This window comes from Paenibacillus sp. FSL R5-192, assembly GCF_000517845.1.
In the GTDB taxonomy this organism is placed as follows: domain Bacteria; phylum Bacillota; class Bacilli; order Paenibacillales; family Paenibacillaceae; genus Paenibacillus; species Paenibacillus amylolyticus.
Genome location: NZ_ASPR01000015.1, coordinates 304,788 through 328,939, shown reverse-complemented (window position 1 = coordinate 328,939; position 24,152 = coordinate 304,788). Strand labels below are relative to the sequence as shown.

The window sequence follows — 24,152 nt, the reverse complement described above, 5'->3', positions numbered from 1 at the left end:
TTACCATTCTTCAGTAAGACTGAAGGTGGCCGTAACAGGATTAGTACCCCCGCTTAAATTCGCTACGGCTAAAGTCACAATTTCAGAGTCAGGTAATTGGAAATCCAATAATGAAGCTGAAGCTGATATTCTGACACTTCCCGCAACTCCGGCTACTAAGCCTTGTAATAGGACTTGACCATCCGCAATTGTCGTTAGTGTGTTGTTAATTAGAAGAGCTGTTTCCGAAGTTGGAATATTAGTCGTTGCTGTAGGAAAGTTTACGAAGCCTCCATTAATCGTTCCGCCTAATATGATCTGATAATAAATATCATCTGTAGTTATAAGATCAATACTTTCTAATTTGACACTCACTGAATTTGCCCTACCTGAACCTGGCGGGAAGGATGTCTTTCTCTGGAAAGACAAAATTGGTGTGAGTGACCCTGTTGCAGTTACAGTTCTCCTTTCGGAAGTAACCCTGAAAACGGGATTATATTTACCCAATATACTGTATTGTCTTCCTCCAACGAATAAATTGAGTTCTGATTCTGTGCCATTATTAAAGATTTCCGCACGTAGCGGAAGATTAGGATCGGCCAGACTGGTTTGCCCATTGGGGGAAAAGCGATGAACGATAATTACTTCTTGTGCTAAAGTTGAAGGATGAGGGATGACGACTCTAAATTCGATTACTCCATACCCGTACCATGTAAATACGATTTGAAATATATTCCCTGTAGATAAACTAAGCGTTGCGCCACTCGGACCTGTTCCATCTAATTTATCCACATTCCAAGATGCTTGAGGAATAATAGTGTCAACACCTGCTCTTCTGATCGCTACAAATATTCCATTCACTACGCTCTGCCCAAAGAATAAGCCGTTCTGATCGTCAAAAGCGCCCCATCTGACCACTTGGGCCCCTGTCGGTGGAGCCGGCAATCGAACTCCTATTCCTATTTCTCCCGCTAAACCTGATTCATACCTTCCTCTCTCCGAGCTTTGAAGAATAGCAATGTCAGATCCGGATATAGTTGTAGTTAATTGAAATTCCGTATTATTACTTCCCACTGTAGCATCGCCCAATGTTAAAACAATGTCTCTTAGGTTGGATAAGCCATATACAGAAGTCAACTCAATAATCGGCGTTTTTTCACTGGTTCTTAATTCGTTAAATTGAGAGCTGACATTTGGTCCTACTCCCACGATGGTCGCATTAGGCTCAATCGTACCTGGGGCTCCCGTCGCTCCTGTGACTCCTGTAGCCCCTGTAGCCCCAGTGGCTCCTATGGCTCCTGTAGCTCCCGTTGTTCCTGGGGGTCCTGTTACTTCATTTGCACCTAGCAATTCTGAAGATACAATACGATGGGGAATTACAAGTTGCCCTTCTACATTTTTTCCCCAAACCGAGATTCCCGTCTGATCTTCTGCTAAACCGCTCGTTGTAAAGACAAATTCAAAAGCATTAAAGTTCCCATCATAATTCTTCGTTATTACTTCATTTGGATTCACATTAATGAGTTCGTTTACGTATAAGTTTCGAGCTCCGTCTAGATAGTATCCTTGAATCAAAACATCGGCACTATTGATTAAATCTCGATTATCCATTTTAATTGTCAGTTGCTGCGTTGGCCTTACACCACTGACCGGATTATTCTCAATCGGTCCGGTTGATAAAATAGCCATAAAATTTTATTCTCCTTTTTTCCAAAATGATTAGAGGTAGAAATATTCATCCACCTCCACCCCTTTGGTTTTAAACTAACAAAAATTTAGGCGCTCATCTTCCACTCCGCTACTGAACCTGAATAATCGAAACAGAACCATCTGTAAGTGTAGCTGTTGCCGATCCATTATAAAGAAAATCGATTGTAAGCGCAGTTGAAGTAGCATCAGCTAAAAACGTACCCGATACACTTACATTCGCATCTAAAGTTCCTGTAACTGCTCTCCCTGAAAACCGACTTTGAAATACGAGGTTAGTTCTTGGTGTGACCGTAACGTTCCCAACTACAGAACTCGTTGCTCTAAACGTATACGAAACCAAATAAATGTGGCCTATTGCCAGTACAAAGGTTGTACTTGTAGGATGCAATATGTTAGTGCCATTAATAAATACAGTCGTATACGAAATAGCTGTCGCATTTGCAACAGAAGGTACGCTAACATTAAATAATCCATTTTGTATTGTGGCATTTGCCCCGGTTGCACCTGTGCTCCCTGTTGCCCCAGTTGAGCCCGTTGCACCTGTTGCCCCACTTGTGCCTGTTTGCCCAGTCGCACCTGAGATCCCCGTGGCCCCAGATACGCCCGTTGCGCCTGAGATGCCTGTGGCTCCGGTTGCACCCGTGGCCCCAGTCTCGCCGGTTACGCCCGTGATGCCTGTCGCTCCAGTTACCCCCGTTGCCCCAGTTACCCCGGTTACGCCAGTGATGCCCGTGGCTCCCGTTACGCCGGTTACGCCGGTTGCCCCAGTTTCCCCGGTTGCACCCGTGATGCCTGTGGCCCCAGTTACCCCCGTTGCACCAGTCTCCCCGGTTGCACCCGTGATTCCCGTGGCTCCGGTTACGCCCGTTGCGCCTGTCTCCCCGGTTGCACCCGTGATTCCCGTGGCTCCAGTTACCCCCGTTGCACCAGTCTCCCCGGTTGCACCCGTGATGCCTGTGGCTCCAGTTACGCCCGTTGCACCAGTCTCCCCGGTTGCACCCGTGATGCCTGTGGCTCCAGTTACCCCCGTTGCACCGGTCTCCCCGGTTGCACCCGTGAAGCCTGTGGCTCCGGTTACACCCGTGGCCCCAGTCTCGCCAGTTGCACCCGTGATGCCTGTCGCTCCCGTTACCCCCGTTGCCCCAGTCTCCCCGGTTGCACCCGTGATGCCTGTGGCTCCGGTTACCCCCGTGGCCCCAGTCTCGCCAGTTGCACCCGTGATGCCTGTCGCTCCCGTTACCCCCGTTGCACCGGTCTCGCCGGTTACGCCAGTGATGCCCGTGGCTCCCGTTACGCCGGTAGCACCAGTCTCGCCGGTTACGCCAGTGATGCCTGTGGCTCCGGTTACGCCCGTTGCCCCTGTCTCGCCAGTTGCACCTGAGATCCCCGTGGCTCCGGTTACGCCGGTAGCACCCGTGATACCTGTGGCTCCGGTTACACCCGTTGCGCCTGTCTGGCCGGTTGCACCTGAGATGCCCGTAGCTCCGGTTCCGCCCGTTGCCCCAGTCTCGCCGGTTGCACCTGAGATGCCCGTAGCTCCGGTTCCGCCCGTTGCCCCAGTCTCGCCGGTTACGCCAGTGATGCCTGTGGCTCCGGTTCCGCCCGTTGCCCCAGTCTCGCCGGTTGCGCCTGAGATGCCTGTGGCTCCGGTTACGCCCGTTGCCCCTGTTTCGCCGGTTGCACCTGAGATGCCTGTGGCTCCGGTTCCGCCCGTGGCTCCAGTTGCACCTCCATCGGGGCCTGTATTCCCTGTAGCTCCAGTTAATCCAGTTACGCCCGTTGCCCCAGTCGCACCGGTTGAACCTGTGTTCCCCGTAGCTCCAGTTACGCCCGTTGCCCCAGTTGCGCCGGTTGAGCCTGTGATTCCCGTGGCTCCATTGTCTTCTAACAATTCTGAAGATACAATACGGTGAGGCGTTACGAGCTGTCCCATGGAGTTTTTTCCCCAAACTGAAATTTCTACTTGTTGTTCTGCTAAACCGCTCGTTGTAAAGACAAATTCAAATACGTCTAGGTTTGCAAAATAATCTTTTTTTATGGCTTGATTTGGATTTACGCTAATTAATTCGAGTATATATTCCGTTCTGGTTCCGTTTAGGTAATAACCCTGAATCAAAACAATTGCATTCGTAACCAAATTTCTATTATCAATATTAATGGTCAGCTGTTGTGTTGGTCTTACACCACTGACCGGATTATTCTCAATCGGTCCAGTTGATAAAATGGCCATTTATTTCACCCCGCTTTCTTTACGTTTTAGGAACAGGAGAGAAATTTGCATTCCTTATATCCTAATCCTTCTCTCACTCCTATAGACCGACAATTTCAACGGCTTGGTCATCCTCTTCTCTGTGCCACATATTTGCATCCATTCATGGTGTACTTTTATTTTTTCATTAAAGTGAATTACTTGACTCTGGAAAGCACTTGTACCTTTTCTTCACAACAAAAAAAGCCGCTAAAATAGCGACTTTAAAGGGTATTCGTTCTTTTACATCGACCTGAACCGTTCGCTGTGCTTGCATTTTTCGCCCGGTAAAAACGTTCCTGCACTCTCTCCAGCTCATCGCCCGCGATACCGATACCTTGATCACGTATCCGTATAACTATCTCGCTTGTCGTATGTTCCAACTTCAATTCGATTAGCGATGGACTGCCTGAATATTTGATGGCATTGTCCACAAGGTTGGCGATCGCATGGGACATCAGCATTGGATTCACGTTGGCGTGGACTTTCGTCAGAAGCTTATCCTCCATTTTCTCGACTTCCAGTTCGTTAGAACCAGCCTTGTCGAATCGGGATGTTTGAACGGTTCAAGTCTGATCATGACCATCTATGCCCTCCTCAATGGTACTGACCCGTGACATTTTCTTGCGTATCTTGCAGCATCTTGGCAAGCACAACGATCTGTCCTGCGTGATATCCGTAGTGTGCCGATACCTGGATAAGCAGACGACCGATTACTCTTGTATCGTAGGTTTCTTCAGTACACCTATTCGTTCGGTGCATTCGGTTCCAATCCTCACGGTCATAGCGAATGATAACCTCTCGGGACAAATCGTCGTTCGATAACGCAGCTAAAACATTTTCCGATTCCTTTCTGGTTTCCCGAAGAAGAAGAATCAGCTTTTCTCTCGATATTCCCCCGTCCTTCGTGAATTCAAGGGTTCGCGTCCGGATGAACGGTCTGTTGCCGATCGCGCTAACGAAATTCTGATATTCGTTACCTACCAAATGCAAACAAAGATTACCGACGCTATTCATGGAGCCCTTTATTCTTATCCAAATGAGTTCATCATTCAGCAAGTTCAAACTTTTCTCGATACGGTCAAGCTGCTTGTTCATGTCTTCCATAACGTGTCTGATCAGTTCAATCATGAACATCCTCCCAATTCTCGGTCAGGCGCAAATAATCTTCAAGGGTTACATGCGCGAATTCTCCAACTTGAATGGAGAAACCTGTCAGTATAAAATGAACGACTCGCAAATTTATCATCGTCGTGACCCACCTCCATCTGCTCTATAGAATCCATGATAATGAATTGCCCTTCGAGTGTAAAATGAAAAATACCAGCCAATCGGGCGTTAGCCATACAATTTTCTTCGATGATACTACCGGCTGTACCAACTAATATCCTGGTAAAACCGTTACCCCCTTCCATTAACCGTGTCATAGGATTAGCAGTCCCCTCTCTGGGAGCGATCTCTCCTGCTATCGCCGCTTTTATTAAAGAGACGCAAAGTTTGCTTACATAAATCTCTTAAATCGTAATCGGTACAAGTTCTTGTCCTTGGCTCGGGACACGAACTTGTACTGATAATATAAAAAAGCCGCTAAGATAGCGACTTAATAGGAATATGTTTTTGTCCCTCGACAGTTGCCTATTTTAACGTTTAGCGGTTTTTCCCAGTCTTCTTTTTTAAAATGTAACGACGATTTTACCTACAGCGTGGTGGGTTTCACTCAAAGCATGTGCATCATAAATCCCCTGTCTACTAAACGGGAATGTTGCCCCTACAATCGACTTTATCTTTTTCTCCTCCATCAGATCTGCCATTCTCTGCAATTGATCACCATCTGGCTGTAGCCATATCCCCTTTGCTAATACATTGTGAGACTTAGCAGTATCATGATTGGGTTCACCAACAATGGTAATCAGTCTTCCGGTATTTGGCTTAAGCACCTTATAGCTATTTTCAGCTACTTCTCCACCCATCGTGTCAAACACTAAATCTATATTTTTTAGAATCTCTTCAAAATTTTCCGTTTTGTAATCAATGACCTGATCAGCACCTAACGAATAAAGAAGTTCATGATTTTTTTCACTTGCTGTTGTAATAACATGAGCGCCGGCATGTTTCGCTAATTGAATGGCATACATACCTACACCACCAGCTCCAGCGTGAATAAGTACGGTTTCACCTTCTTTTAGATCGCCATGAGTAAACAGTACCTGCCATGCTGTTAAACCGGCCAAAGGTACAGCCGCAGCCTCCTCATATGAGATTGAATCAGGTAGTTTTGCCAGAAGGTGCTCATCAACTGCTGTATATTCAGCATACGAACCGAATCGTGTTGTATCAGGACGACTGAATACTCGATCTCCAACTTTCCATTTGCTAACGTTTGAACCAATTTCAGTTATGACCCCAGCTACATCCCAGCCTAAGATAATAGGAAATTCCCAATCATACATTTCTTTTAAGTAACCCTCTCTTAATTTCCAATCGATTGGATTAATGGATGTAGCCTCTAATTTTACAACCACTTGATTGGCTTCTGCCCTCGGTTTATTCACTTCCTGCTCAACTAACTCTTCTTTACTTCCATATTGATTAATCACAACTGCTTTCATTTTTGTATCACTCCTCTAAGCTAATATCCTTTTACATGTTATTCCCGATTATTTATTTGTATCTAGTCACTGGGGTTCATGCATATGATCCTTACTCATTTTTAAACAACCAGGATAAAATTATGCAAAAGTTAAGTTAGAATTGTCGGAAATGTTGCTTTTATTGTTATAATTTTACATAAAAAAACTATTGAAATGGACTTAGTTTTCGTTTATATTTGACTTATCAACAATTGACTAGTCAAACATTGATAGATCAACTAAATATAAAGGGAGAGTAACTATTATGAAACCATACCAACAAACAAACGATTTTAACGAAATTATTTATGGACGCCGCTCCATTAAGACATACGATTCATCCGTAAAAATCAGCAGGGAAGAAATGACTCAAATCATCAATGAAGCTAGCACTGCCCCTTCCTCCATCAACATGCAGCCTTGGCGCTTCCTTGTGGTGGATACTCCAGAGGGAAAAGAAAAACTCGTCCCACTGTCCCGCTTTAACAAAGAAAAAGTTGCTCAAGCTTCTGCTGTCATTGCCGTGTTTGCAGACAAAAACAACTTCGATTATGCAGAAAACATCTATGGAAAAGCTGTTGAGCATGGCTTAATGCCACAAGATGTTAAGGACTTTCAGTTGAAGGCATTCAAACCCATCTATAACAACATGTCCGATGCTGAAATGAACGATGTCATTATGCTTGACGCCGGTCTGGTTTCCATGCAATTGATGCTGGTTTCCCGTGCACATGGGTATGACACCAATCCAGTCGGCGGTTATGAAAAAGATCAAATTGCCGAAGTGTTTGGCTTGGATAAAGAACGCTATGTACCAGTCATGCTACTGACAATTGGAAAAGCTGCAAGCGAGGGATACACCTCCTACCGTATGCCAGCCGAAGAGACCACATTTTGGGCATGATTCAAAGCGATAGTGCGAGCAGTCTCCACATTGTGATATAGTTGCCTTTAGTTGCTGAATGTCTTGGAAGGAATCTGCCCTTGTTACATGAAGCTTTTCAAGACATTCTGCACCATTCAAGGAGGGGCAAAAATGAATTGTTCGCTGGAACAAGAAACCTTATTAATATTACTTAAAAATATAAGCAATCAGTTGAAACCTAAATTTGAACGTTGTACGGGGATCAGTTCCTCACGATACGTTCTGCTGTATCATCTCTATCTTCATGAAGAAGTTACACAAAGCCATTTGCAGAAGGCCATTCATATTGACAGTGCTGCTGTTACACGCCATTTGAAGCAACTGGAAGCAGACGGTTTGGTGTCACGAAGAAGAAACCCTGACGATCATCGGGAAACCTTCGTCCGGTTAACAGAACAAGGGCTAACGCATATCGCCAATTTCAAGCAGGATCGAAACCAGTTTCTTCATCAGATGATACTGGATTTCAGTGAAGAAGAAGTTGCAATGATGACCGACATGCTTACACGCATGCAATTTAATCTGAAGGATCTGTAAATTTACGATGACAGTCAGCCTTCTTCAGATTTCTTTTCATAAATGAATAAAACTAGTTAGATGAGATGATACAATATCTCAGATTAACAAGAGATTATAGGCCATATATTATTCAGGCAAGATCAAAGCAAACCGCTGAGTGTTTCATTACATGGCGGTTTGTTTTAATTTATCAACAGCTAGCTTTTCGAAATATTACAAGTTGGACTAGCACATACTAAGGAAACAGTTGGCTGAAGCTTACATAATGGAGGTCTCATCATGGTATTTACAATCACAATTATCATCGTTGCACTGTTTGCAATATGGGGAGCCGTCGCTCCTGATCAGCTGGCGGATGTGGCTAATGTTGCCTACAACTTCTCTATTCAGAATTTTGGCTGGTTTTATTTGCTAGCGACACTGTTCTTCCTGATCTTTGCTTTTTATCTGGCGTTCAGCCGATTTGGCGGTATTAGGCTTGGGGATGACGATGATGAGCCGGAGTATTCTACGGTTTCCTGGCTGTCCATGCTGTTTAGCGCGGGTATGGGCATTGGGCTGGTTTTCTGGGGAGTTGCTGAACCGCTGTCCCACTATTTATCTGCACCTGAGGGGGCGGTACCCGAAACAACGCAAGCAGCCATACTTTCAATGCGTTATTCCTTTTTCCACTGGGGGCTGCATCCTTGGGCTATCTATACCGTCATCGGTTTAGCGCTTGCTTACTTCCAGTTCCGGAAAGGATACAAAGGGCTGATCAGTTCCACCTTTATTCCTCTGATCGGTGAGCGTCTTGCTGCTGGCTGGCTTGGTAAGGTTATTGATATTCTGGCGGTCATATCCACCATCTTTGGTGTTGCGACCTCGCTTGGATTGGGTGCTCTTCAGATCGGCGGGGGTCTGAATCACTTATTCGGTATTCCTAACTCGACTCTGTCTCAGGTTGTCATTATCATCGTTGTAACCGTACTGTTTTTAATCTCGGCAACCTCCGGTCTGGATAAAGGTATTAAGATTCTGAGCAACGTCAACCTCGTTATAGCTTTGTTATTGATGTTGTTTGTATTGGTGACTGGACCGACTTCTTTTATATTTGACACATTCACAACAACCTTGGGCAGTTACATGCAGAATATTATTAACATGAGTTTGAGACTGACGCCGTTCTCAAGAGAAACCTGGATTGGAGCATGGACGTTATTTTACTGGGCATGGTGGATCTCGTGGGCTCCTTTTGTCGGCACTTTTATCGCAAGGGTATCCAGAGGAAGAACCATAAAGGAATTTGTAATTTACGTCATGGTTATTCCAAGTCTTTTCGGATTTATCTGGTTCTCCGTCTTTGGCGGAACAGGACTTCACATGGAATTGTTCAATGCCGCTCATCTGGCGGAGGCTGTCAAGGAAGATACGACAACCGCTTTATTCCTTATGCTGGAGCAGCTGCCTTTGGGCACGATCGTGGCATTCATCGCCACAATGCTGATCATGATCTTCTTTATTACGTCGGCTGATTCAGCTACCTTTGTACTGGGCATGCTCACTTCAGATGGCAAACTGGACCCAAGTACAAGAGTGAAATTAACCTGGGGAATTATGCAGTCCTCCATCGCGGTAGTACTGCTAATCAGCGGGGGGTTAACTGGCCTCCAGACAGCATCCATTGTAACCGCATTGCCGTTCGCTATTGTCCTTATCGGTATGTGTTTCTCCCTGCTCAAGGCTCTAAAGGCTGAGGACAAAGAGCGCCGTCAGAAGGAAAAACGGCAGCGCCAAAAGCTGAAACGACTGCTGGAGGAACAAGAAATCTCGCTGAATGAAATTTCCGGCAGGTAATGTATACTTGATGTTAAAACTAACAAAAGCCCGCGTCCTTGCGGGCTTTTTATTATTTCATGGTATTGAGTTTTTGATTACTTGCTGCTCCTATACCAACTACAAAGAGTAACACCGAAGCCCCAAGAAGAATGAAAAGTGGCAGGTTCCAACTATTTGTTGCATCGTGCAGATATCCTATAAGGGCTGGACCGATTGCGGCAAGAAGATATCCGATCGATTGGGCCATGCCAGATAGTTCCGCTGCTTGATGCGCATTTTCAGTACGCAACCCGAAAAACATCATGGCCAAACTAAAGGCGAAACCTCCACCAATTCCGAGTATGACGATCCACAACAGAATGACATTAGAACTATTCACCTCAACAAAAAAAACTATATAGCTAGTATATTGTTTATCTAGATTCTTTTCCATTCCCGTTCAATAGAACGTGATGAGATTTTATTGATAAAATTGTATTAAAAGGATAAAATGACGAGCATCAACGGTTTTATTTGAAAAATGGTATAGCTTATGAAAGGTGGTTTAGCAATGAAAATTCTCATCGTTGGCTATTTTAGCGAGACCTCAAAATCAAATATTGCAAGGTGTTTTCCGCAAGACTGGAACGTTGTAATTGTTCCGCCCGGAAAAGAAATGCTGCATCATATTGAAGATTGCCAAGTAATCATTCCTGAACATATTAAAGTGGATCACAGTCTGCTTTCTAACGCAAAAAAATTAAAATTGGTACAGACAGGTGCAGGATTTGATAATGTGGATGTCCCTGCCTGTACACAGCGCGGCATTTGGGTGGCCAATGCTGGAGGAGTGAATGCACAGGCAGTGGCCGAGCACGTCATGGCACTGATATTGTCTTATTATAAAAACATACCGTTTCTTGATACTTTCATGAAAAACAAGATGGATGAAAATCAATTGGACTATACAGGGAGTGAATTAAAGGGCAAAACGATTGGGATTATCGGTTTGGGTGCTATTGGAAAAAAAGTAGCTGCGTTTTCCAGGGTTTTTGACATGAATGTGCTGGCGTATGCGAGAAATGCCATTGTACAATCTGATGGTTTTGTGAAAATGACGGATTTCGATACTCTTGTAAGTACATCGGACATAGTCAGTGTACATGTACCCTTGAATGAGCAAACCAAACAACTGATCAACAAAGCGGCATTCAAAAAAATGAAAAACACCACTCTTTTTATCAATACAGCACGCGGCGGCATTGTCAACGAAAGAGACTTGATTGATGCATTAAAAAACGGGGATATTTCAGGCGCATGCCTGGATGTGTTTGAATCTGAACCGCTTCCGATTGACAGTGAGCTCCGGAGTCTGGGTAATGTGATACTTACTCCCCATACAGCGGGAATGCCTGATGGTCGGAAATTTCATAAAACAAGATATGATTTCTTTATAAAGAATATAAAACGTGTAGAAAATGGTGAAGAGCCTGAAAGCAAGCTCAATCAATTATGATGTTTTGGTGTAGGGGTACCTTTCCCCTGCCCGTTTTGCACAGCAATTTACCGCAAGATCCGTAGCGTAAGTGTCCACTTTCTTGACAGAGGTACATCATACAGATTGATTCGAACTGTCCCACTATTTATGATTTTGCTTAAGTTGGTATTCAAGTTCATGAAGTTTGATCTATTATTGCCAACGGTTAAATCGGTACCAAGTGTTAATATCTTTCCCTGCGTTAAGCGTTCCCTCACCTCTCGTAATGTTGAGCTGTTAATACTCGTTATCTGGTGTTTTGTAGTAAGCAACTAATTGTGACTGCTTGGATTGCCGTTTTTCCTAGTTGGTCATTTCCAGTTCCGTGTACATTAGATTGGACTTTGCGTCAAGGTAAATGGTGGTCAAGCGTTCACGGACTTAGGTCTGCATTTTTTCAATGCCTAATGATACAGAAAAAAACCTCAGCCGGGTTAACCGAGATGAGGTTCTTTTAACTTTCTAGCAGGTCTCTCACGTATGCTTTATTTAATAACTTCAACCTTTTTATCCCCTGCTGACTTCGCTACTTCTAACGTTGTTGTACCCTGAATAGCGACTATCACGCCAGTAGCCAGCATAGAAACGATTAAAGCTGCACTGAGTGCTGTGGACATTTTCTTCTTGACCATAATCATACCTCCTATATTTATTAAGTAATAAGTGGCTCAAGACGATGACGAGCCGTGGGTGACTAATCAATTACAATATTTCACTTTTTTATTGAGTAATTCACCTAATGATTGTAGTATAACGTACTGACAATGATTGTAAAACAATTTTTTCCATTTGGAGTCTCATCCCATCGTTCCCACCTTACAGCAGTTCAAAATGAAGTTGAGTCTCAGGTAACTTCGTATTTCCTTTCCACTGATTTGCACCGTATCCCAATTCCAGAACCGCAGCAATGCGCTCGTTACTTAGTACACCAAACATTTCAGTACGGCTCGGGTCGTACATCCAGTCATGCAAGGTACAGCGCACACCCAGACTTTGCTCATGAGCCAGCAAGCGGAAATTCTGAATTAGGCAGCAGACAGCTGCAAAGTCCTCTTCCCGCTTATATTGATCCGCCTCTTCCTTCACCAAGACCAGAAGATACGCAGGAGCCTGATTCTGTAATCCCTGCATGATGTCCCCATACGGGTTATCAGCAAAGATGAATCGCCACGGCTCTCGGAGGCCATCATTTGGCGCCCATACGGCATGATTGAGCAACTCAAGGATTAGATCCTGCGATACCGGTTGATCCAAAAACTCAATCGGACCGTCCATGTCTCCTTCCAAATCTGACAATTTCATTTTTACATCCTCCTCTTCTATGTAGACTGTCCTCGCAATACGGTCCACTTCTGCTCGGCTGGTGTTCTTTTCCGACTTCTTGGTGCTTTGTCGTAATATCCTATATGAAGAATACCAACAAATCTTTCATCCTCACATAAGCCAATTCCATTGAAGAACCCTTCATGCTGAATCATGGACTCTGTATCCCACAACATTCCTAACCCTCGTTCCCAGCCCAACAGTTGGAAGCTCTGCATCACCCCGCAGGCAGCCGCATAATTACGGTCATTGGTCAGACGATTCGGTCCTACAGTCGACATAACAATGACGTGCGCAGGAATATCGGTAAATCTCTTTTTAAAAACATCCAGAAGTTTCCCTGGAATCAGCTTGCCGAGCTTGCTTTGTGACATCTGTTCCAGCATGCAATCCACCAACCGTTTGCGTGCTTCTGGCGTTCCGGCATATACTACACGCCATGAGCCAGACTCAACAAATGGTTGAAGCCGTATAGCCTTACGCAGTAGTTCAACAACCAACTCCTGATCCACCGGCGTAGAGTTACATTTACGAATACTCCTGCGCTCCCTGATCAATTCCGCCAGACTCATATGCTTCACTCTCCTTTGTTCTATCTGGATTCAATATTTATACTGCTGTCTTGAAGAAATTGATGGATTACTTTTAGCTCCGTTTCCGAATATTTGTCGAGAGTACGATAGAAGCGCTCAGCCTCATGTATATGCAGACGTTCATGCAGTTCAAAGATCTTTTTGCCTTGCGGTGACAACCGGAAATAGCTCTCCTTTTTGTTGTCGTTCATTTTCGTACGTTTGACGAATCCTTCCTCCAGCAGTTTGTTGCCAATTTTGGTGATACTTGCTTTGGACAAATTCATTGCCTCGGCAATACCCGTGTTGTTAATTGGCTCATGCTTGCCTATGCAATCTATCATATGAACCGCGGTCAAATGCTGAGGGATTTTCTCGATGCTTTCACGCTGGGCGATACTTAGGAAATGCTCGATTTCTGTATCCTTGTGGTTCTCATACACATGTAAAAAACGGATAAATTGGTCATAAAGCAACTGTTTTGTTCGATCTTTTGAGATCATTCTTTGATCGCTCCTTATTTACTTGTAAACAAAAATATTCTTTAAAAAATAGAGTTATTCTAAATAAATTCTTATATTTAGTTTACTGGTTAACAATATATCATGAATGATAATGCTTATCAACTATATTCTCTGACATTATGAATGATGAGTTTAGAGTACTAAACCACCAGATTAATGACTTTAGCCCTCACACATTTAGGCTATTGGCCATATCCTAACTTGGAATTGTAAGTAACGATTAAAGGGAAGGATTTTTCAATGTTCCCCCAACAACATTTGAAAAGAGGTCATGATATGTCTTATTTACCTTATTGTTATAATTGTTATTAGTATAACTTTGATTTACGACTAATATATTGCTCTACTCTCTTCACTTTTTCTAAGTAGATTCGTCCCGTAGTTCCCTGAAGCCATGCACCATTACCTGTCCAATTAACATCAACCGCTCGATTTAAATCAAAAATCCGCTCCCAACTTTCTTCTTTCGTCATTTCTAGTATCCCCTTATTAAACTCACCTTCTTCATGTTCATTATCAGAGCAAAATCCATTGTTCAGTACCAGGTTCCATCTATCAAGATCTGATATTAGTACATCTGTCTCCTTGAGATCAATGGTCAATCTTACGCATTTAGTTCCTCCCTCAAAATGTCCGGTAGATCTCATATCCGGCTTTTTGATCCATAGCCAGATTGGATACTCACCTTTATAATTAGGTAATCTTGTTTTCATTTGTTCCATCATCCATATGTATTGTTTTGGAAACATTAAGTGTTCAGAGCTTCCCTCCAAGTAACCTGTTTCTTGAGCTTGTTTCCAAACCTCTGATGTCTGCATACTCCAATAAATCATTTTCTTGGGTACCTCCTTGCTTTAAATTTCTCGCCAGTCTTCCCCATATTCTCTTTCTAACTCATCTTTAAATTTAAAGTATAGATCTTCAATTTCCTGATATACTTGCTCCTCTCGTAACTCCAAATCATTGTATCTAGCCTCGATCAAATAAAATAACAGAGCCTTTTCCCTAAATTTTAATTCCATCTTACGTGTCTCCTTATAAAATATAGTTCAACTAAGATAAGTTTTGGATCTCTCTGAAGTACAGATAACTCATCTTTTTTGCTTAATTCCTTAAACAAGTCCCGTTGCTCACCGCCCCCGTACTAAAGAACAAAATGAGCTCATACGTATGTAGCGCAAAGAAGAAATCCTGGACGTCGCCGTGCCCTCCTACTTTTGCACCGGACTCGCCCGACTCGCTATGCAAGCTATTACGAATGGGGCCTGATACGAACATGATCATTTTAAAAAGTGATTATGAAATCGAATCCATCCGTAAGGCATGCCAAGTGGTGGCTGAATGCCATCGTAAAATTGCCCATGTACCTGCACGAGGTGCCAATGTATAATTGGTAATTGCGCACCATGATCTTGTCCCTCGACATCAATTCATAATGATAATGAAAAAACCTCAGCTCGGTTAACCGAGCTGAGGTTTTCGCATCAGGTGCTTCGAATATGCCCTAATTGGGACGATATAGTCGCACCTAAGCTTCTTCATAGTAAGGTCACGCTTGTGCTTTAATAACTTCAACCTTTTTATCACCTGACGATGCCTCTAACGTTGTTTTACCTTGGATAGCGACTATCACGCCAGTAGCCAGCATAGAAACGATTAAAGCTGCGCTGAGGGCTTTGGACATTTTCTTCTTGACCATAACCATACCTCCAATGTCTAATTACAATATTTAACTTTGTTGGGTAATCCATCTGGTGATTGTATTATAACGTACTGACAATGATTGTAAAAGGATTTGTTCCTTCCTCCGGTTGCCCTCTATTGCGACTGAATATGCCAGTGAATTTTCCGTGGTTACATAAGAATCTAAATAACCTAAAAATGGTTTACAATTACGACATTAAATGTTACATTAATTTGAAATTGAGTAATTTAATAGATTCTACTGGAGTTAAGGATCTGGGGATTACGAAACTGAGGCAGTGTTTGCCGTTTGACAGTCTGGTAAGTATGAATATGACGGTGGTTCTAAAACACCATTCATTCAACATTAGGAGGATATTCTAATGAAAACAAAATCACTAAAATTAATTACAGTTGGTGTGACTTGTGCTTTAGGGATTGGAATAGGAGTTTATGGCTGGGGAGCTGCATCTGCCGATACTAGTCCCTCTAAAGATCAAATGGAAATAAAAATCAATGATAACGGTCAAACATATGGTTCATTTATTTATCATGATGAAACAGAATTAGATCTAGTTAAGGCTTTTGGTGTAGACGGAACTGAAGGTTACATCAAGACTTCAGATATGAATCAAGATCTGCCACAAACTCCCGAAGAAGCAATTCAGAGTATGAATGAACCAAAAGTCGATAAGTATATAAACTTGTACGATAGCAACGAGAATATTATCGGAAAATTTCTACTCACTAGTTCAGATGATTAACACTAAACTATGCTACTCCCCAAAAAAAGGCTCTCCATGATGATTGAGGGCACTTTAAAATGCCAACATCTATAAACAGGATACCCACCTCATTTCTGAGAAGGGTTATTCTGTTTTCTTTGCTCCTTGATCGGCTTCCTCGTTATCTACCGCAAAACCCGATTTTTTAATTTGCTCGAGCTCTTTAATAAAAGGAATCATCATTCAAGACACCGATAAAGATGGTTTCGCCAGTTAATGTCTTCAACTCGTCAGCAACTCGAAGAATACCTAGATTAAAATTAAAGTTTAAACTATGATCTTGAAGCTTACTCATTAAAACACTACAATGTCTTTGATTTCAATTGGCATGGCGCTACCATCCCCTCAATTACTTTCAATGAATCTCCCACTTAATCGGTTAATTTGACGATCACACTATGCATATCTTCTACAAAGTAATGGTGCGATCTATATTCAACTCCTTCGGGATGATCTCTATTACGTCAAAGCAACGTTGCATATAACTTTTGTTCATTACATACGCCCTCTGTTTAACCACCTTTCGTTTAATCTTAAAATGTCTCATACTACTTGAAAAGTAGGCACCTTTTTATTAGATAGGAACCAGAATGTAACTAATGGGTGTTAACAACAAAACAACCGTTTCAAGAACGATTGTTTTGTTGTTACATTGTCATGACAGATTAAACTATTGTTTTGTAATGTTGGGTTATCGTTTCCTAACACTTTAAATTAAATTTTTCTCTATATCAAAAAGCTTAGAAATGCGGGGAAATAGACGAAAGGCATTGCCATAAGCGATCGCTTTCGCGTTTTCTTCGCTGATCTGCTGTGCTTCATGGAATACCGACTCCCGTTGTATCCGAAGGACGCTGTCCGCTGGCCAAGGTATGTCCGCTCCGAACAGAATCCGATCAGGCGCAATCAACTTTTGGATCGTGCCGAGGTTCAACGTGGAATCATAATAAAGGTGGTCCAGTTTGGCTATTTCAGCTTGAAATTGTTCCGGTGTTGTTTCAACCTGAATCGAATCTTGCCCGATGGCGGCAAGCGCAATTCTCCATTTGATATACGGCACCATGCCCCCTGTATGGGGAAGAATGAACGTAATGGATGGATATTGGTCGAAAATGCGATGAACAGCCATCGTAGTGACAGCCCGCGTTGTATCGAAGGTGCCCTCAAGCAATGCAGGACTAAGCCCAGCGATTTTTTGCGGTATGAGGATGGGATGCAGAAACACAACAGCACTGCGTCGATCCAATTCGGTTAACAATTCGGTGTAATCCGGATGGCTTAAATATTTCCCCTGATAACTTGTCAGCATTGCAACACCATCCATCCCAAGAACATCAAGTGCATACAAGGTTTCTTTCATGGCTGCTGCGGGATCCGGCAGCGGAAGCGTTGCAAACGCACCATACCGCTCAGGATGAAGTTGAGCATACGATGCGAGCTCTTCATTCATTTTACGTGCCAATGCGTTGGCAGAAGATTGGTCGATGAACGTCAGGTCTGACGGGGCCGAAAGGAATGAAAACGAGATGTCACATACATCCATTTTTTGCATCCCGATCTCGGGCGTCCACTTCGGCATAAAACTTGGAATTTCCATTCCCAGCTCCCGCTGCTTTCGTTGCATTTCTTTAGAGATGATATGGTGGTGAACATCAATGACAGGATTAAACATGCGTGATCAGCTCCTTCTATTTATTTTCAAGCCATTGGTTTAACTGGTTTTGCTTTTCCGTCAATATTTTCTCTACGCCTGCATTCTTTAGTTTGTCGAGATAAGCACCCAGTTCTGACGGGTCAAAAGTTCCTGTCTGAAAGCCTGCATCATACTGGTTTTGGACGTTGGCCACCGAGGTAATTTGTGTTTTGACCGGATTGATGTCGAAGCTGAAACCCATCGCCCTTGATTTTACGGCACTCTCATTTTCGCCCCTCAAGTGCTCCCACATGTCAGGATCGTTCCCTTCCCATATATAGGACAGGAAATTGTTCCCCACGGCATATTGGTTTGAATCGTATCCTGTTGCAGTAAAGCCATCCGGCTTGCCGATTAGGTCATTATCCCGTTTAACATAATGCTTGCCTTCGATCCCATTCGTAAACAGATTAATGACTGCTTCGTCCGAGTAAAACAGTTCCAATACTTGAATCGCCTTATCCGGCTGCTCACTGTTCCTTGCCAAAGACATCATGTTGGAAGCTACGCTATTTCGCGTCATATACGAATCCTCAAGGGGGACGCATACAAGTTCAGTCCCAGCCGCAAGTGATTCCGAGTAACATTCATTGATATTCCGGATATACGAGAAGGCTTTGCCTGCCTTGATCAGATTGGAGCCCGTTTCCTGTGACGTTGCGACATCTTTGCTGAAATAACCTTTTTGATACCAATCACGCATCAGGTCAGCCATTGTGGAGAACCGCGAAGTCGCAAAAAGGTTCTGCACGGTGAAGTCCTCCCCGCCAAAATCCAGTACGCCAGGTGCTGTTCCCAATGGATCAAAATTCAGCATGGCTTGTCCGGGTGTTTCCTGTGAGTTATAGCTGACAATCGGCGTGACACCCGGCTCCTTGTCCTTGATAAGCTGCAATACAGCAGAGATATCATTCCAGGTTTTTATGGCGCTAAGGTCAATAGCATGTTTATCGGCAAGCTCTTTGTCCATCACAAAACTGGGGGAAAGTGCCCAAGCTTTAATGCTGGGAACGCCATATGTTTCGCCATTCATCTTCCCGGCTTCTGCGGCTTCCTCCGGAACAGCCTCCAGTATCTTTTTACCAAATTCATTCAGCGATTCGTCCATGGGCAGTAACTGCCCCCTGCCGATTTGGGATTCAAGGCCGAACCATACGCTGGTATACACCAGATCCAGTTTCTCGCTGCCCGCCAGCATCAAGTTCATTTGATTGGCATAGTTCGATCCATTAACAGGCAAGAGCTTCACGGTGGCGCCTACCTTTTCCGCTGTAATATCACTGATGGCTTCCTGAATTTCCTTAACATCTGTTACATCCCCAAAAGCTGGATACGTCATGACCACTTCATACATATCTGTTGCTGAAGCTTTCCCAGGTTCTGCTCCCTCCTTACTGTCTGGATTTCCGCATGCCGTCAACAATAGAGGGGCCGCACAAATTAAGGACATTACCGTTATGAAACCCGCAGGTAATCTTTTTCTAAACATCTTCATTCACTCCCCGTGTTTGCTTTTGGATGAGACATCTTGGATACGAAGCAATGACTAACCTTTTACGGCACCAATGGTCAATCCCTTGACGAAGAACTTCTGGAAAAACGGATACGCTACGATCAGTGGCAACACGCCGATTACGGCAATAGCCATTCTCACACTGCCGAGAGGTACGGATGAGACAACAGCCGTCTGGCCAGACAGACTGTTTTGCTGCAAGTACTGGACATCAGACAACATTCGATTAAGCAGATTTTGAATGCTGTAGAGGCTTCCATCATTGATGAAGATCAGACCGTTAAACCAATCGTTCCAATACGAAATCATGAGCATCAGACCAATGGTTGCCAGGCTTGGGAGAGCAAGCGGGAGAACGATTTTGCAATAAATAACCCATTCGTTGGCTCCATCCACATAGGCTGACTCCACGACTTCTCCAGGAATGGATGTGGAAAAGAAACTGCTCATCAACAAAATGTAGAACCCGTTGGTCAGTAAATTCGGGATGATTAGCGACCAGATGGTATCTTTCAAATGGAAGAGGTCCGTATAAACCAGGTACATCGGCACCAGCCCCCCATTGAAAAGCAGGGTGAAAAATACGAAGAAGGACAGGAACGAACGAAATGGAAGCACATTTCTGGATAGCGGGTAAGCGACCAGGGTTGTGATCAACAACCCAACGATTGTGCCCACGACCGTGATGAACGTCGTAATTCCATACGACCGCAGAATCAACGAATACTGATTAAACAGATACACATAAGCATCGAAGCTGAATTGAGCTGGTAACAAACGATAACCATCCCTGATAATGGCTTGTTCCTCGGTTAGGGAAGCGGATATCAGAAGTATAAACGGAAACACTGCAGCGATTCCCATCATGATGAGCACGAGGTGAACAGCTATTTGATATATCCTATTTGAATACATGTTGTCCTCCCCCTTAGCTAAAACAGCGCCAAATCCCGGTTTTTGCGACGAACGATCGCATTGGTCGTCAATACTAACAGAAAACCGACTATGGACTGATAAAGTCCGGCAGCGGATGACATTCCGAAATCCCCAAAAGTCATCAATCCACGATAAACGTATGTGTCAATGACATCGGTAGTCGTTTGCAGTGCACCCGAATTCAGCGGAACCTGATAGAACAAACCGAAATCGGAATTGAAGATGCGTCCCACTGCAAGAAGCACCATAATGACCATCGTGGGTTTAAGCAAAGGAAGGGTAATGCTCCAGACTTGCCTCCACTTGGATGCACCGTCCAGCGTAGCGGATTCATAATATTCTTGGCTGATGCCTACAATTGAGGCCAGATAAACAATGCATGTATAACCAACGTTTTTCCACAGATATACGACACTTAATATAAAGGGCCATTTACCTGAATCCGCATACCACGACACGGGGTCAATCCCCAGCAAAGGAAGCACGTAATGATTGACGAATCCGTTTTCCTCGTTGAGCAATGCCAGAACCAAGTAAGCGACAATGACCATCGAGATCAGATAGGGCAGCAAAATGATGCTTTGGTACAGTCGGGAGGCAAATCGCTTTTTTACCTCGTTCAACAATACGGCCACAGCTATGGAGAGCACTGTTCCAAGCACGATAAATGCGCCGTTGTAGAGTAACGTGTTTCGGGTAATCACCCAAGCATCCTGCGTTTGGAACAGATAGGCGAAATTATCGAAGCCTACCCAGTCACTTCCCCAGATTCCTTTTGCAAAATTGATATCTTTGAACGCAATCACAATGCCGAACATGGGCAAGTAATTGTTGATGAACAGATAGACGATGCCCGGCAAAATCATGACCAATAACAGCCCATGCTTTCTGATATTTTGGATGCGGTTTGCATGGAAACCTCGACGCATGTCTCTCTCCCCCTGTTCGTAACAATGATGTTTGGTTTGTGTAACTCCTCCAACATCCCTCCTATTCTATGAATGTCAGTTAATGTGACTCAAAATTGTTCTTATATGAATAATACGATGTAAGTAAGCCTCAGTCATTGGTGTGATTCACTAAAAAAAATGATTTCATTTGGATTGTTACACCAAAAGAAAATCCTATTTCAATTTAAATGTAATGTTTTATGACATGCACTGCATTGAGCGATGTTTTATACGTCATGTGATCAGCCTTTTCATGCCAAAAAGCAACGCACCTGAAAAAGGATGCGCTGCTTCATGTATATTAAAGATTGTTACGAATGGATGGCTGCCATCTGTCTGCTGTTCGGAAACATTCGACCACCAACAAGCACACCACCCGAAAATACAGCTTCGCGTGGAGGTGCTGCAGCCAACGCATGCATCGCATTTATGGCATTTACCAACGAGAAAGTGCCTCGTTCACCCACTTTTGGAGTTAATGGCGCATTGGAAATAAGCTTGTACGTTTCTAACAGCCAGAAGTCTTCCACCCAACCGGATGCTTCAGCGAGACGTGACCCACGGGAGAGCATATCGCCATTTCCGAATGGGCTCCACGAATCCAAAATGTTATCGGAACCGATATGCACGGACACTCCCGTTTCCATCAACAGTTTGATGGGGGGCATGGGCCTATCAATGGGCACACTCGTCATGATGGCTACGCCGGTCGCACACAACCTTTCTGCGAGTGAGCGTACCTCCGTTTCCCCAACCTGGCCCAAACAATAGGCATGGCTTACCGCAGTACGGCCGGACATACCGGCTTGTTCTGTCAGTTCGGCGAAGCGGCTGATCGTGTATATTCCGAGATGACTCGGGTCATGCAGATGCAAGTCGATGCCCGCAGAGAATTCTGTCGCAAGTTCAAACATGGCTTCCAGACTGGCATCCACCCGGCGGTCCAGTCCGGCCGGATCCACACCACCAACATAGTTGGCTCCAGCACGAAGCGCTTGCCGCATGACGGAAACGGAGTCAGACCGAAGCAGGCCTTGCTGGGGAAACGCCACAATTTCTATCTCAATGCGTCCCCGGTACATCTCACGCACTTCCAAGACCTCCTCAAGATGAGAGAGACCAATTTGTGGATCGACGTCAACGTGTGTGCGGATTGCCGTTGTACCTTGGGCTAACATTAAATCCAACATTCGTTTCGCACGTTCTCCCGCCCCGGTCGGTAGTTCTCCCAACATGCTTTTCTCAAATTCCAACTGGCCGGGCAGCGTGACAAACGGCTGCAAAGATTTCCACGGCTCACCAATAAAATGCTTGTCCAGATGGGTATGCATATCTGCCATTGGCGGTACATAGTGGAGCCCGTCCGCGTCAATGACGGTTGTCGCCCTACCGGCAATATTTACAGATGTGAGATCCGCATCCGTTCCGGCAGTCTCAATGCTGACAATAAGTCCAGTTGCTTGATCAATCGTTAGATCAAACAGGTTTTCCGACCATTTGACATTTTTTACGAGTGTTAACCCTTTCTCCATAACTCCATCCCCTTACATCATAATCAAATTGTTTCGATCCGATCCGACAACCAAGGTAATTCCAATGGTTTTGAGTCAGTACAAGCTACCTGTAATCCTGATTTCCAGACCGTACGGGCCTCCGGTTTATTAAGCAGCACTTCCCTTTCCGACCGCTCTCGGAACAATACCATATCAGCCGGAGCGCCAACCTTAACGCCATAATTCTCAATGCCTAACGCCTGTGCCGCGTTATGCGTCAGCATGTTGGTCAAGATGAACGCATCCCGTTTGCCGCCCATGTACGAAGTAATTGCCAATAGCCAGGCAGCCTCAATCGGGTCTGCCTTGCCAAACGGCGTGAATGGGTTGCGCACATTATTGACGCCAATTGCCACATTCACTCCACAATCCTGCAGCAGTTTCACGGGAGTGAGACCTCTATGATGTCCTTCTGGGCCTTCTCTTCCATTCAAAAAGAGGTCTGTCATCGGCAACGTAATGATGCTGATCCCGGCACGACACAGAAGCTCTCCGATAGCCAAAGCTTCGTGTTCAGGGAGGGAACCGAGCGAGGTTACATGTCCAGCGGCTACATGCCCCTGCATTCCTGCAGCAATTGTCCTTTTTGCAATTTCCACAACGGCACGGTCGTTGGAATCGACCGAAAAATCGGCGTGAAAATCCAGCGGTTTTCCGTACTTCCCTGCCAGACCAAATGCAAAATCCAAGTGCTCTCGCAGATCTGCGTCCTGATAAGTGATTCCTCCAATCACATCGGCTCCCATACGAATGGCCTCTTCCATCAGCCCAGCAGTCCCCGGACTCTTATACACCCCTTCTTGCGGAAAGGCAACTACCTGTAAATCCAGTTGATGTTTTAAGGATTGTTTGAGACGAAGAGCAGATTCGACAGCTCTGAGTCCAAGAACCGGATCGACCTCTGCATGGCAACGCATATGGGTTACACCATTCCTGACGGCTTCCCGAATGACAACCAGTGAGCGCCGGTACATATCCTCCCTTGTGAACGAACTTTTCAGTTTGGATGTTATCTGAATCGCGTCCTGGAGAGACTCCGCCTCCCGATCCATGGAATCCAGCAAATATGCTTTTTCCAAATGAATATGCGGCTCGACGAATCCGGGCAGCAATAAGCCCCCTTCGCCTTGCACTACACGAGACGCTTCGGTTTTCCTTTCCCCGCATGGCGTGACAAATGCAATCTTGCCTGAGGATATCCCGACATCCATTCGCCTTTCATCCCCGGAAATCACCGTATCTGTGATAAGTAGATCAATCATTACATCCTCCGTT

At 44.5% G+C, this 24,152-nt stretch carries 24 protein-coding genes and 1 pseudogene; 5 read left to right on the top strand and 20 right to left on the bottom strand.

The genetic code is table 11. From position 1 onward, the window contains the following. From C161_RS33000 to C161_RS16250, 6 genes are all read right to left on the bottom strand, one after another. Entirely contained in the window at window positions 1-1,668 is a 1,668-nt protein-coding gene (locus tag C161_RS33000; protein ID WP_179086454.1) for a hypothetical protein, read from the bottom strand. 109 nt (window positions 1,669-1,777) lie between these two features. Then, on the bottom strand, window positions 1,778-3,919 hold the full coding sequence (locus tag C161_RS16270; RefSeq protein ID WP_156946124.1) for a beta strand repeat-containing protein: 2,142 nt from the start codon (window positions 3,917-3,919) through the stop codon (window positions 1,778-1,780). Between the two features lie 242 nt (window positions 3,920-4,161). Beyond that, window positions 4,162-4,446, bottom strand: a complete 285-nt coding sequence (locus tag C161_RS16265; protein WP_036671505.1) for a sensor histidine kinase — start codon at window positions 4,444-4,446, stop codon at window positions 4,162-4,164. An 88-nt stretch (window positions 4,447-4,534) separates the two neighbouring features. Then, window positions 4,535-5,068 carry a DUF1572 family protein gene (locus C161_RS16260; RefSeq protein WP_036671502.1) on the bottom strand — a complete coding sequence of 178 codons (534 nt, stop codon included), beginning with the start codon at window positions 5,066-5,068 and terminating at the stop codon, window positions 4,535-4,537. Next, on the bottom strand, window positions 5,061-5,186 hold the full coding sequence (locus C161_RS33325) for a hypothetical protein (RefSeq protein ID WP_256721207.1): 126 nt from the start codon (window positions 5,184-5,186) through the stop codon (window positions 5,061-5,063). The genes C161_RS16260 and C161_RS33325 overlap by 8 nt, the downstream gene beginning before the upstream one ends. A 424-nt stretch (window positions 5,187-5,610) precedes the next feature. Then, entirely contained in the window at window positions 5,611-6,546 is a 936-nt protein-coding gene (locus C161_RS16250; protein ID WP_036671498.1) for an NADP-dependent oxidoreductase, read from the bottom strand. 286 nt (window positions 6,547-6,832) lie between these two features. On the opposite strand from C161_RS16250, the gene C161_RS16245 reads away from it, so the two are divergent. The 3 genes from C161_RS16245 (at window position 6,833) to C161_RS16235 (ending at window position 9,847) form a co-directional block, all read left to right on the top strand. Continuing rightward, window positions 6,833-7,471, top strand: coding sequence for a nitroreductase family protein (locus tag C161_RS16245; RefSeq protein ID WP_036671495.1), 639 nt, complete (start codon window positions 6,833-6,835; stop codon window positions 7,469-7,471). A 132-nt stretch (window positions 7,472-7,603) separates the two neighbouring features. Further along, window positions 7,604-8,029, top strand: a complete 426-nt coding sequence (locus tag C161_RS16240) for a MarR family winged helix-turn-helix transcriptional regulator (protein ID WP_036671493.1) — start codon at window positions 7,604-7,606, stop codon at window positions 8,027-8,029. A gap of 261 nt (window positions 8,030-8,290) precedes the next feature. After that, window positions 8,291-9,847, top strand: a complete 1,557-nt coding sequence (locus C161_RS16235; protein WP_036671491.1) for a glycine betaine uptake BCCT transporter — start codon at window positions 8,291-8,293, stop codon at window positions 9,845-9,847. Window positions 9,848-9,899: 52 nt separating this feature from the next. On the opposite strand, the pseudogene C161_RS16230 reads toward C161_RS16235, so the two are convergent. Then, window positions 9,900-10,202, bottom strand: a pseudogene (locus C161_RS16230) (MFS transporter); the annotation flags it as partial. A 177-nt stretch (window positions 10,203-10,379) separates the two neighbouring features. On the opposite strand from C161_RS16230, the gene C161_RS16225 reads away from it, so the two are divergent. Beyond that, window positions 10,380-11,324 carry an NAD(P)-dependent oxidoreductase gene (locus C161_RS16225; RefSeq protein ID WP_036615361.1) on the top strand — a complete coding sequence of 315 codons (945 nt, stop codon included), beginning with the start codon at window positions 10,380-10,382 and terminating at the stop codon, window positions 11,322-11,324. A gap of 506 nt (window positions 11,325-11,830) precedes the next feature. Here C161_RS16225 and C161_RS32790 read toward each other — a convergent pair. The 7 genes from C161_RS32790 to C161_RS32785 all read right to left on the bottom strand — a co-directional run bounded on the left by C161_RS32790 (window position 11,831) and on the right by C161_RS32785 (window position 15,463). After that, a complete protein-coding gene (locus C161_RS32790) occupies window positions 11,831-11,977 on the bottom strand; it encodes a hypothetical protein (protein ID WP_179087923.1) in 147 nt (48 codons plus the stop codon). Between the two features lie 184 nt (window positions 11,978-12,161). Beyond that, on the bottom strand, window positions 12,162-12,647 hold the full coding sequence (locus tag C161_RS16220; protein ID WP_051449771.1) for a nitroreductase family protein: 486 nt from the start codon (window positions 12,645-12,647) through the stop codon (window positions 12,162-12,164). Window positions 12,648-12,664: 17 nt separating this feature from the next. Continuing rightward, window positions 12,665-13,240 (bottom strand): nitroreductase family protein, encoded by a 576-nt coding sequence (locus C161_RS16215; protein WP_036671488.1) that lies wholly within the window; start codon window positions 13,238-13,240, stop codon window positions 12,665-12,667. Between the two features lie 20 nt (window positions 13,241-13,260). After that, window positions 13,261-13,743, bottom strand: coding sequence for a MarR family transcriptional regulator (locus tag C161_RS16210; RefSeq protein ID WP_017688279.1), 483 nt, complete (start codon window positions 13,741-13,743; stop codon window positions 13,261-13,263). A gap of 329 nt (window positions 13,744-14,072) precedes the next feature. After that, window positions 14,073-14,597 (bottom strand): DUF3841 domain-containing protein, encoded by a 525-nt coding sequence (locus tag C161_RS16205; RefSeq protein WP_036615368.1) that lies wholly within the window; start codon window positions 14,595-14,597, stop codon window positions 14,073-14,075. A gap of 21 nt (window positions 14,598-14,618) precedes the next feature. Next, window positions 14,619-14,786 carry a hypothetical protein gene (locus tag C161_RS32385; RefSeq protein WP_155985137.1) on the bottom strand — a complete coding sequence of 56 codons (168 nt, stop codon included), beginning with the start codon at window positions 14,784-14,786 and terminating at the stop codon, window positions 14,619-14,621. A gap of 527 nt (window positions 14,787-15,313) precedes the next feature. Continuing rightward, window positions 15,314-15,463: a hypothetical protein gene (locus C161_RS32785; protein WP_179086457.1), complete on the bottom strand. Its 150-nt coding sequence runs from the start codon at window positions 15,461-15,463 to the stop codon at window positions 15,314-15,316. Between the two features lie 367 nt (window positions 15,464-15,830). Between C161_RS32785 and C161_RS16200 the strand changes: the two genes are divergently transcribed. Next, the gene (locus C161_RS16200; protein ID WP_051447390.1) at window positions 15,831-16,211 is read left to right on the top strand and encodes a hypothetical protein; all 381 of its coding nucleotides are present in this window, start codon (window positions 15,831-15,833) and stop codon (window positions 16,209-16,211) included. Between the two features lie 730 nt (window positions 16,212-16,941). Here C161_RS16200 and C161_RS16195 read toward each other — a convergent pair. From C161_RS16195 to C161_RS16170, 6 genes are all read right to left on the bottom strand, one after another. Continuing rightward, on the bottom strand, window positions 16,942-17,904 hold the full coding sequence (locus C161_RS16195; protein WP_036671486.1) for an amidohydrolase family protein: 963 nt from the start codon (window positions 17,902-17,904) through the stop codon (window positions 16,942-16,944). 16 nt (window positions 17,905-17,920) lie between these two features. Further along, window positions 17,921-19,414 (bottom strand): ABC transporter substrate-binding protein, encoded by a 1,494-nt coding sequence (locus C161_RS16190; RefSeq protein ID WP_051449770.1) that lies wholly within the window; start codon window positions 19,412-19,414, stop codon window positions 17,921-17,923. Window positions 19,415-19,471: 57 nt separating this feature from the next. Then, on the bottom strand, window positions 19,472-20,353 hold the full coding sequence (locus tag C161_RS16185; protein ID WP_036671483.1) for a carbohydrate ABC transporter permease: 882 nt from the start codon (window positions 20,351-20,353) through the stop codon (window positions 19,472-19,474). Window positions 20,354-20,370: 17 nt separating this feature from the next. Then, entirely contained in the window at window positions 20,371-21,303 is a 933-nt protein-coding gene (locus C161_RS16180; RefSeq protein WP_036615375.1) for an ABC transporter permease, read from the bottom strand. 332 nt (window positions 21,304-21,635) lie between these two features. Continuing rightward, window positions 21,636-22,856, bottom strand: coding sequence for an amidohydrolase family protein (locus C161_RS16175; RefSeq protein ID WP_036671472.1), 1,221 nt, complete (start codon window positions 22,854-22,856; stop codon window positions 21,636-21,638). A 23-nt stretch (window positions 22,857-22,879) separates the two neighbouring features. Next, window positions 22,880-24,139 (bottom strand): amidohydrolase family protein, encoded by a 1,260-nt coding sequence (locus tag C161_RS16170; protein WP_051449769.1) that lies wholly within the window; start codon window positions 24,137-24,139, stop codon window positions 22,880-22,882. Between the last annotated feature and the right edge of the window lie 13 nt (window positions 24,140-24,152).

What these genes read in the sequence shown, in the direction of transcription:
- C161_RS16220 (WP_051449771.1), bottom strand. Translation starts at nt 12,647, where the DNA reads ATGAAATTGTCAGATTTGGAAGGAGACATGGACGGTCCGATTGAGTTT.
- C161_RS32385 (WP_155985137.1), bottom strand. Translation starts at nt 14,786, where the DNA reads ATGGAATTAAAATTTAGGGAAAAGGCTCTGTTATTTTATTTGATCGAG.
- C161_RS16190 (WP_051449770.1), bottom strand. Translation starts at nt 19,414, where the DNA reads ATGTTTAGAAAAAGATTACCTGCGGGTTTCATAACGGTAATGTCCTTA.
- C161_RS16265 (WP_036671505.1), bottom strand. Translation starts at nt 4,446, where the DNA reads ATGGAGGATAAGCTTCTGACGAAAGTCCACGCCAACGTGAATCCAATG.
- C161_RS33000 (WP_179086454.1), bottom strand. Translation starts at nt 1,668, where the DNA reads ATGGCTATTTTATCAACCGGACCGATTGAGAATAATCCGGTCAGTGGT.
- C161_RS16210 (WP_017688279.1), bottom strand. Translation starts at nt 13,743, where the DNA reads ATGATCTCAAAAGATCGAACAAAACAGTTGCTTTATGACCAATTTATC.
- C161_RS16260 (WP_036671502.1), bottom strand. Translation starts at nt 5,068, where the DNA reads ATGATTGAACTGATCAGACACGTTATGGAAGACATGAACAAGCAGCTT.
- C161_RS16170 (WP_051449769.1), bottom strand. Translation starts at nt 24,139, where the DNA reads ATGATTGATCTACTTATCACAGATACGGTGATTTCCGGGGATGAAAGG.
- C161_RS16175 (WP_036671472.1), bottom strand. Translation starts at nt 22,856, where the DNA reads ATGGAGAAAGGGTTAACACTCGTAAAAAATGTCAAATGGTCGGAAAAC.
- C161_RS16185 (WP_036671483.1), bottom strand. Translation starts at nt 20,353, where the DNA reads ATGTATTCAAATAGGATATATCAAATAGCTGTTCACCTCGTGCTCATC.
- C161_RS16215 (WP_036671488.1), bottom strand. Translation starts at nt 13,240, where the DNA reads ATGAGTCTGGCGGAATTGATCAGGGAGCGCAGGAGTATTCGTAAATGT.
- C161_RS16270 (WP_156946124.1), bottom strand. Translation starts at nt 3,919, where the DNA reads ATGGCCATTTTATCAACTGGACCGATTGAGAATAATCCGGTCAGTGGT.
- C161_RS16235 (WP_036671491.1), top strand. Translation starts at nt 8,291, where the DNA reads ATGGTATTTACAATCACAATTATCATCGTTGCACTGTTTGCAATATGG.
- C161_RS16245 (WP_036671495.1), top strand. Translation starts at nt 6,833, where the DNA reads ATGAAACCATACCAACAAACAAACGATTTTAACGAAATTATTTATGGA.
- C161_RS32785 (WP_179086457.1), bottom strand. Translation starts at nt 15,463, where the DNA reads ATGGTCAAGAAGAAAATGTCCAAAGCCCTCAGCGCAGCTTTAATCGTT.
- C161_RS16195 (WP_036671486.1), bottom strand. Translation starts at nt 17,904, where the DNA reads ATGTTTAATCCTGTCATTGATGTTCACCACCATATCATCTCTAAAGAA.
- C161_RS16240 (WP_036671493.1), top strand. Translation starts at nt 7,604, where the DNA reads ATGAATTGTTCGCTGGAACAAGAAACCTTATTAATATTACTTAAAAAT.
- C161_RS32790 (WP_179087923.1), bottom strand. Translation starts at nt 11,977, where the DNA reads ATGGTCAAGAAGAAAATGTCCACAGCACTCAGTGCAGCTTTAATCGTT.
- C161_RS16205 (WP_036615368.1), bottom strand. Translation starts at nt 14,597, where the DNA reads ATGATTTATTGGAGTATGCAGACATCAGAGGTTTGGAAACAAGCTCAA.
- C161_RS33325 (WP_256721207.1), bottom strand. Translation starts at nt 5,186, where the DNA reads ATGATAAATTTGCGAGTCGTTCATTTTATACTGACAGGTTTCTCCATT.
- C161_RS16200 (WP_051447390.1), top strand. Translation starts at nt 15,831, where the DNA reads ATGAAAACAAAATCACTAAAATTAATTACAGTTGGTGTGACTTGTGCT.
- C161_RS16225 (WP_036615361.1), top strand. Translation starts at nt 10,380, where the DNA reads ATGAAAATTCTCATCGTTGGCTATTTTAGCGAGACCTCAAAATCAAAT.
- C161_RS16180 (WP_036615375.1), bottom strand. Translation starts at nt 21,303, where the DNA reads ATGCGTCGAGGTTTCCATGCAAACCGCATCCAAAATATCAGAAAGCAT.
- C161_RS16250 (WP_036671498.1), bottom strand. Translation starts at nt 6,546, where the DNA reads ATGAAAGCAGTTGTGATTAATCAATATGGAAGTAAAGAAGAGTTAGTT.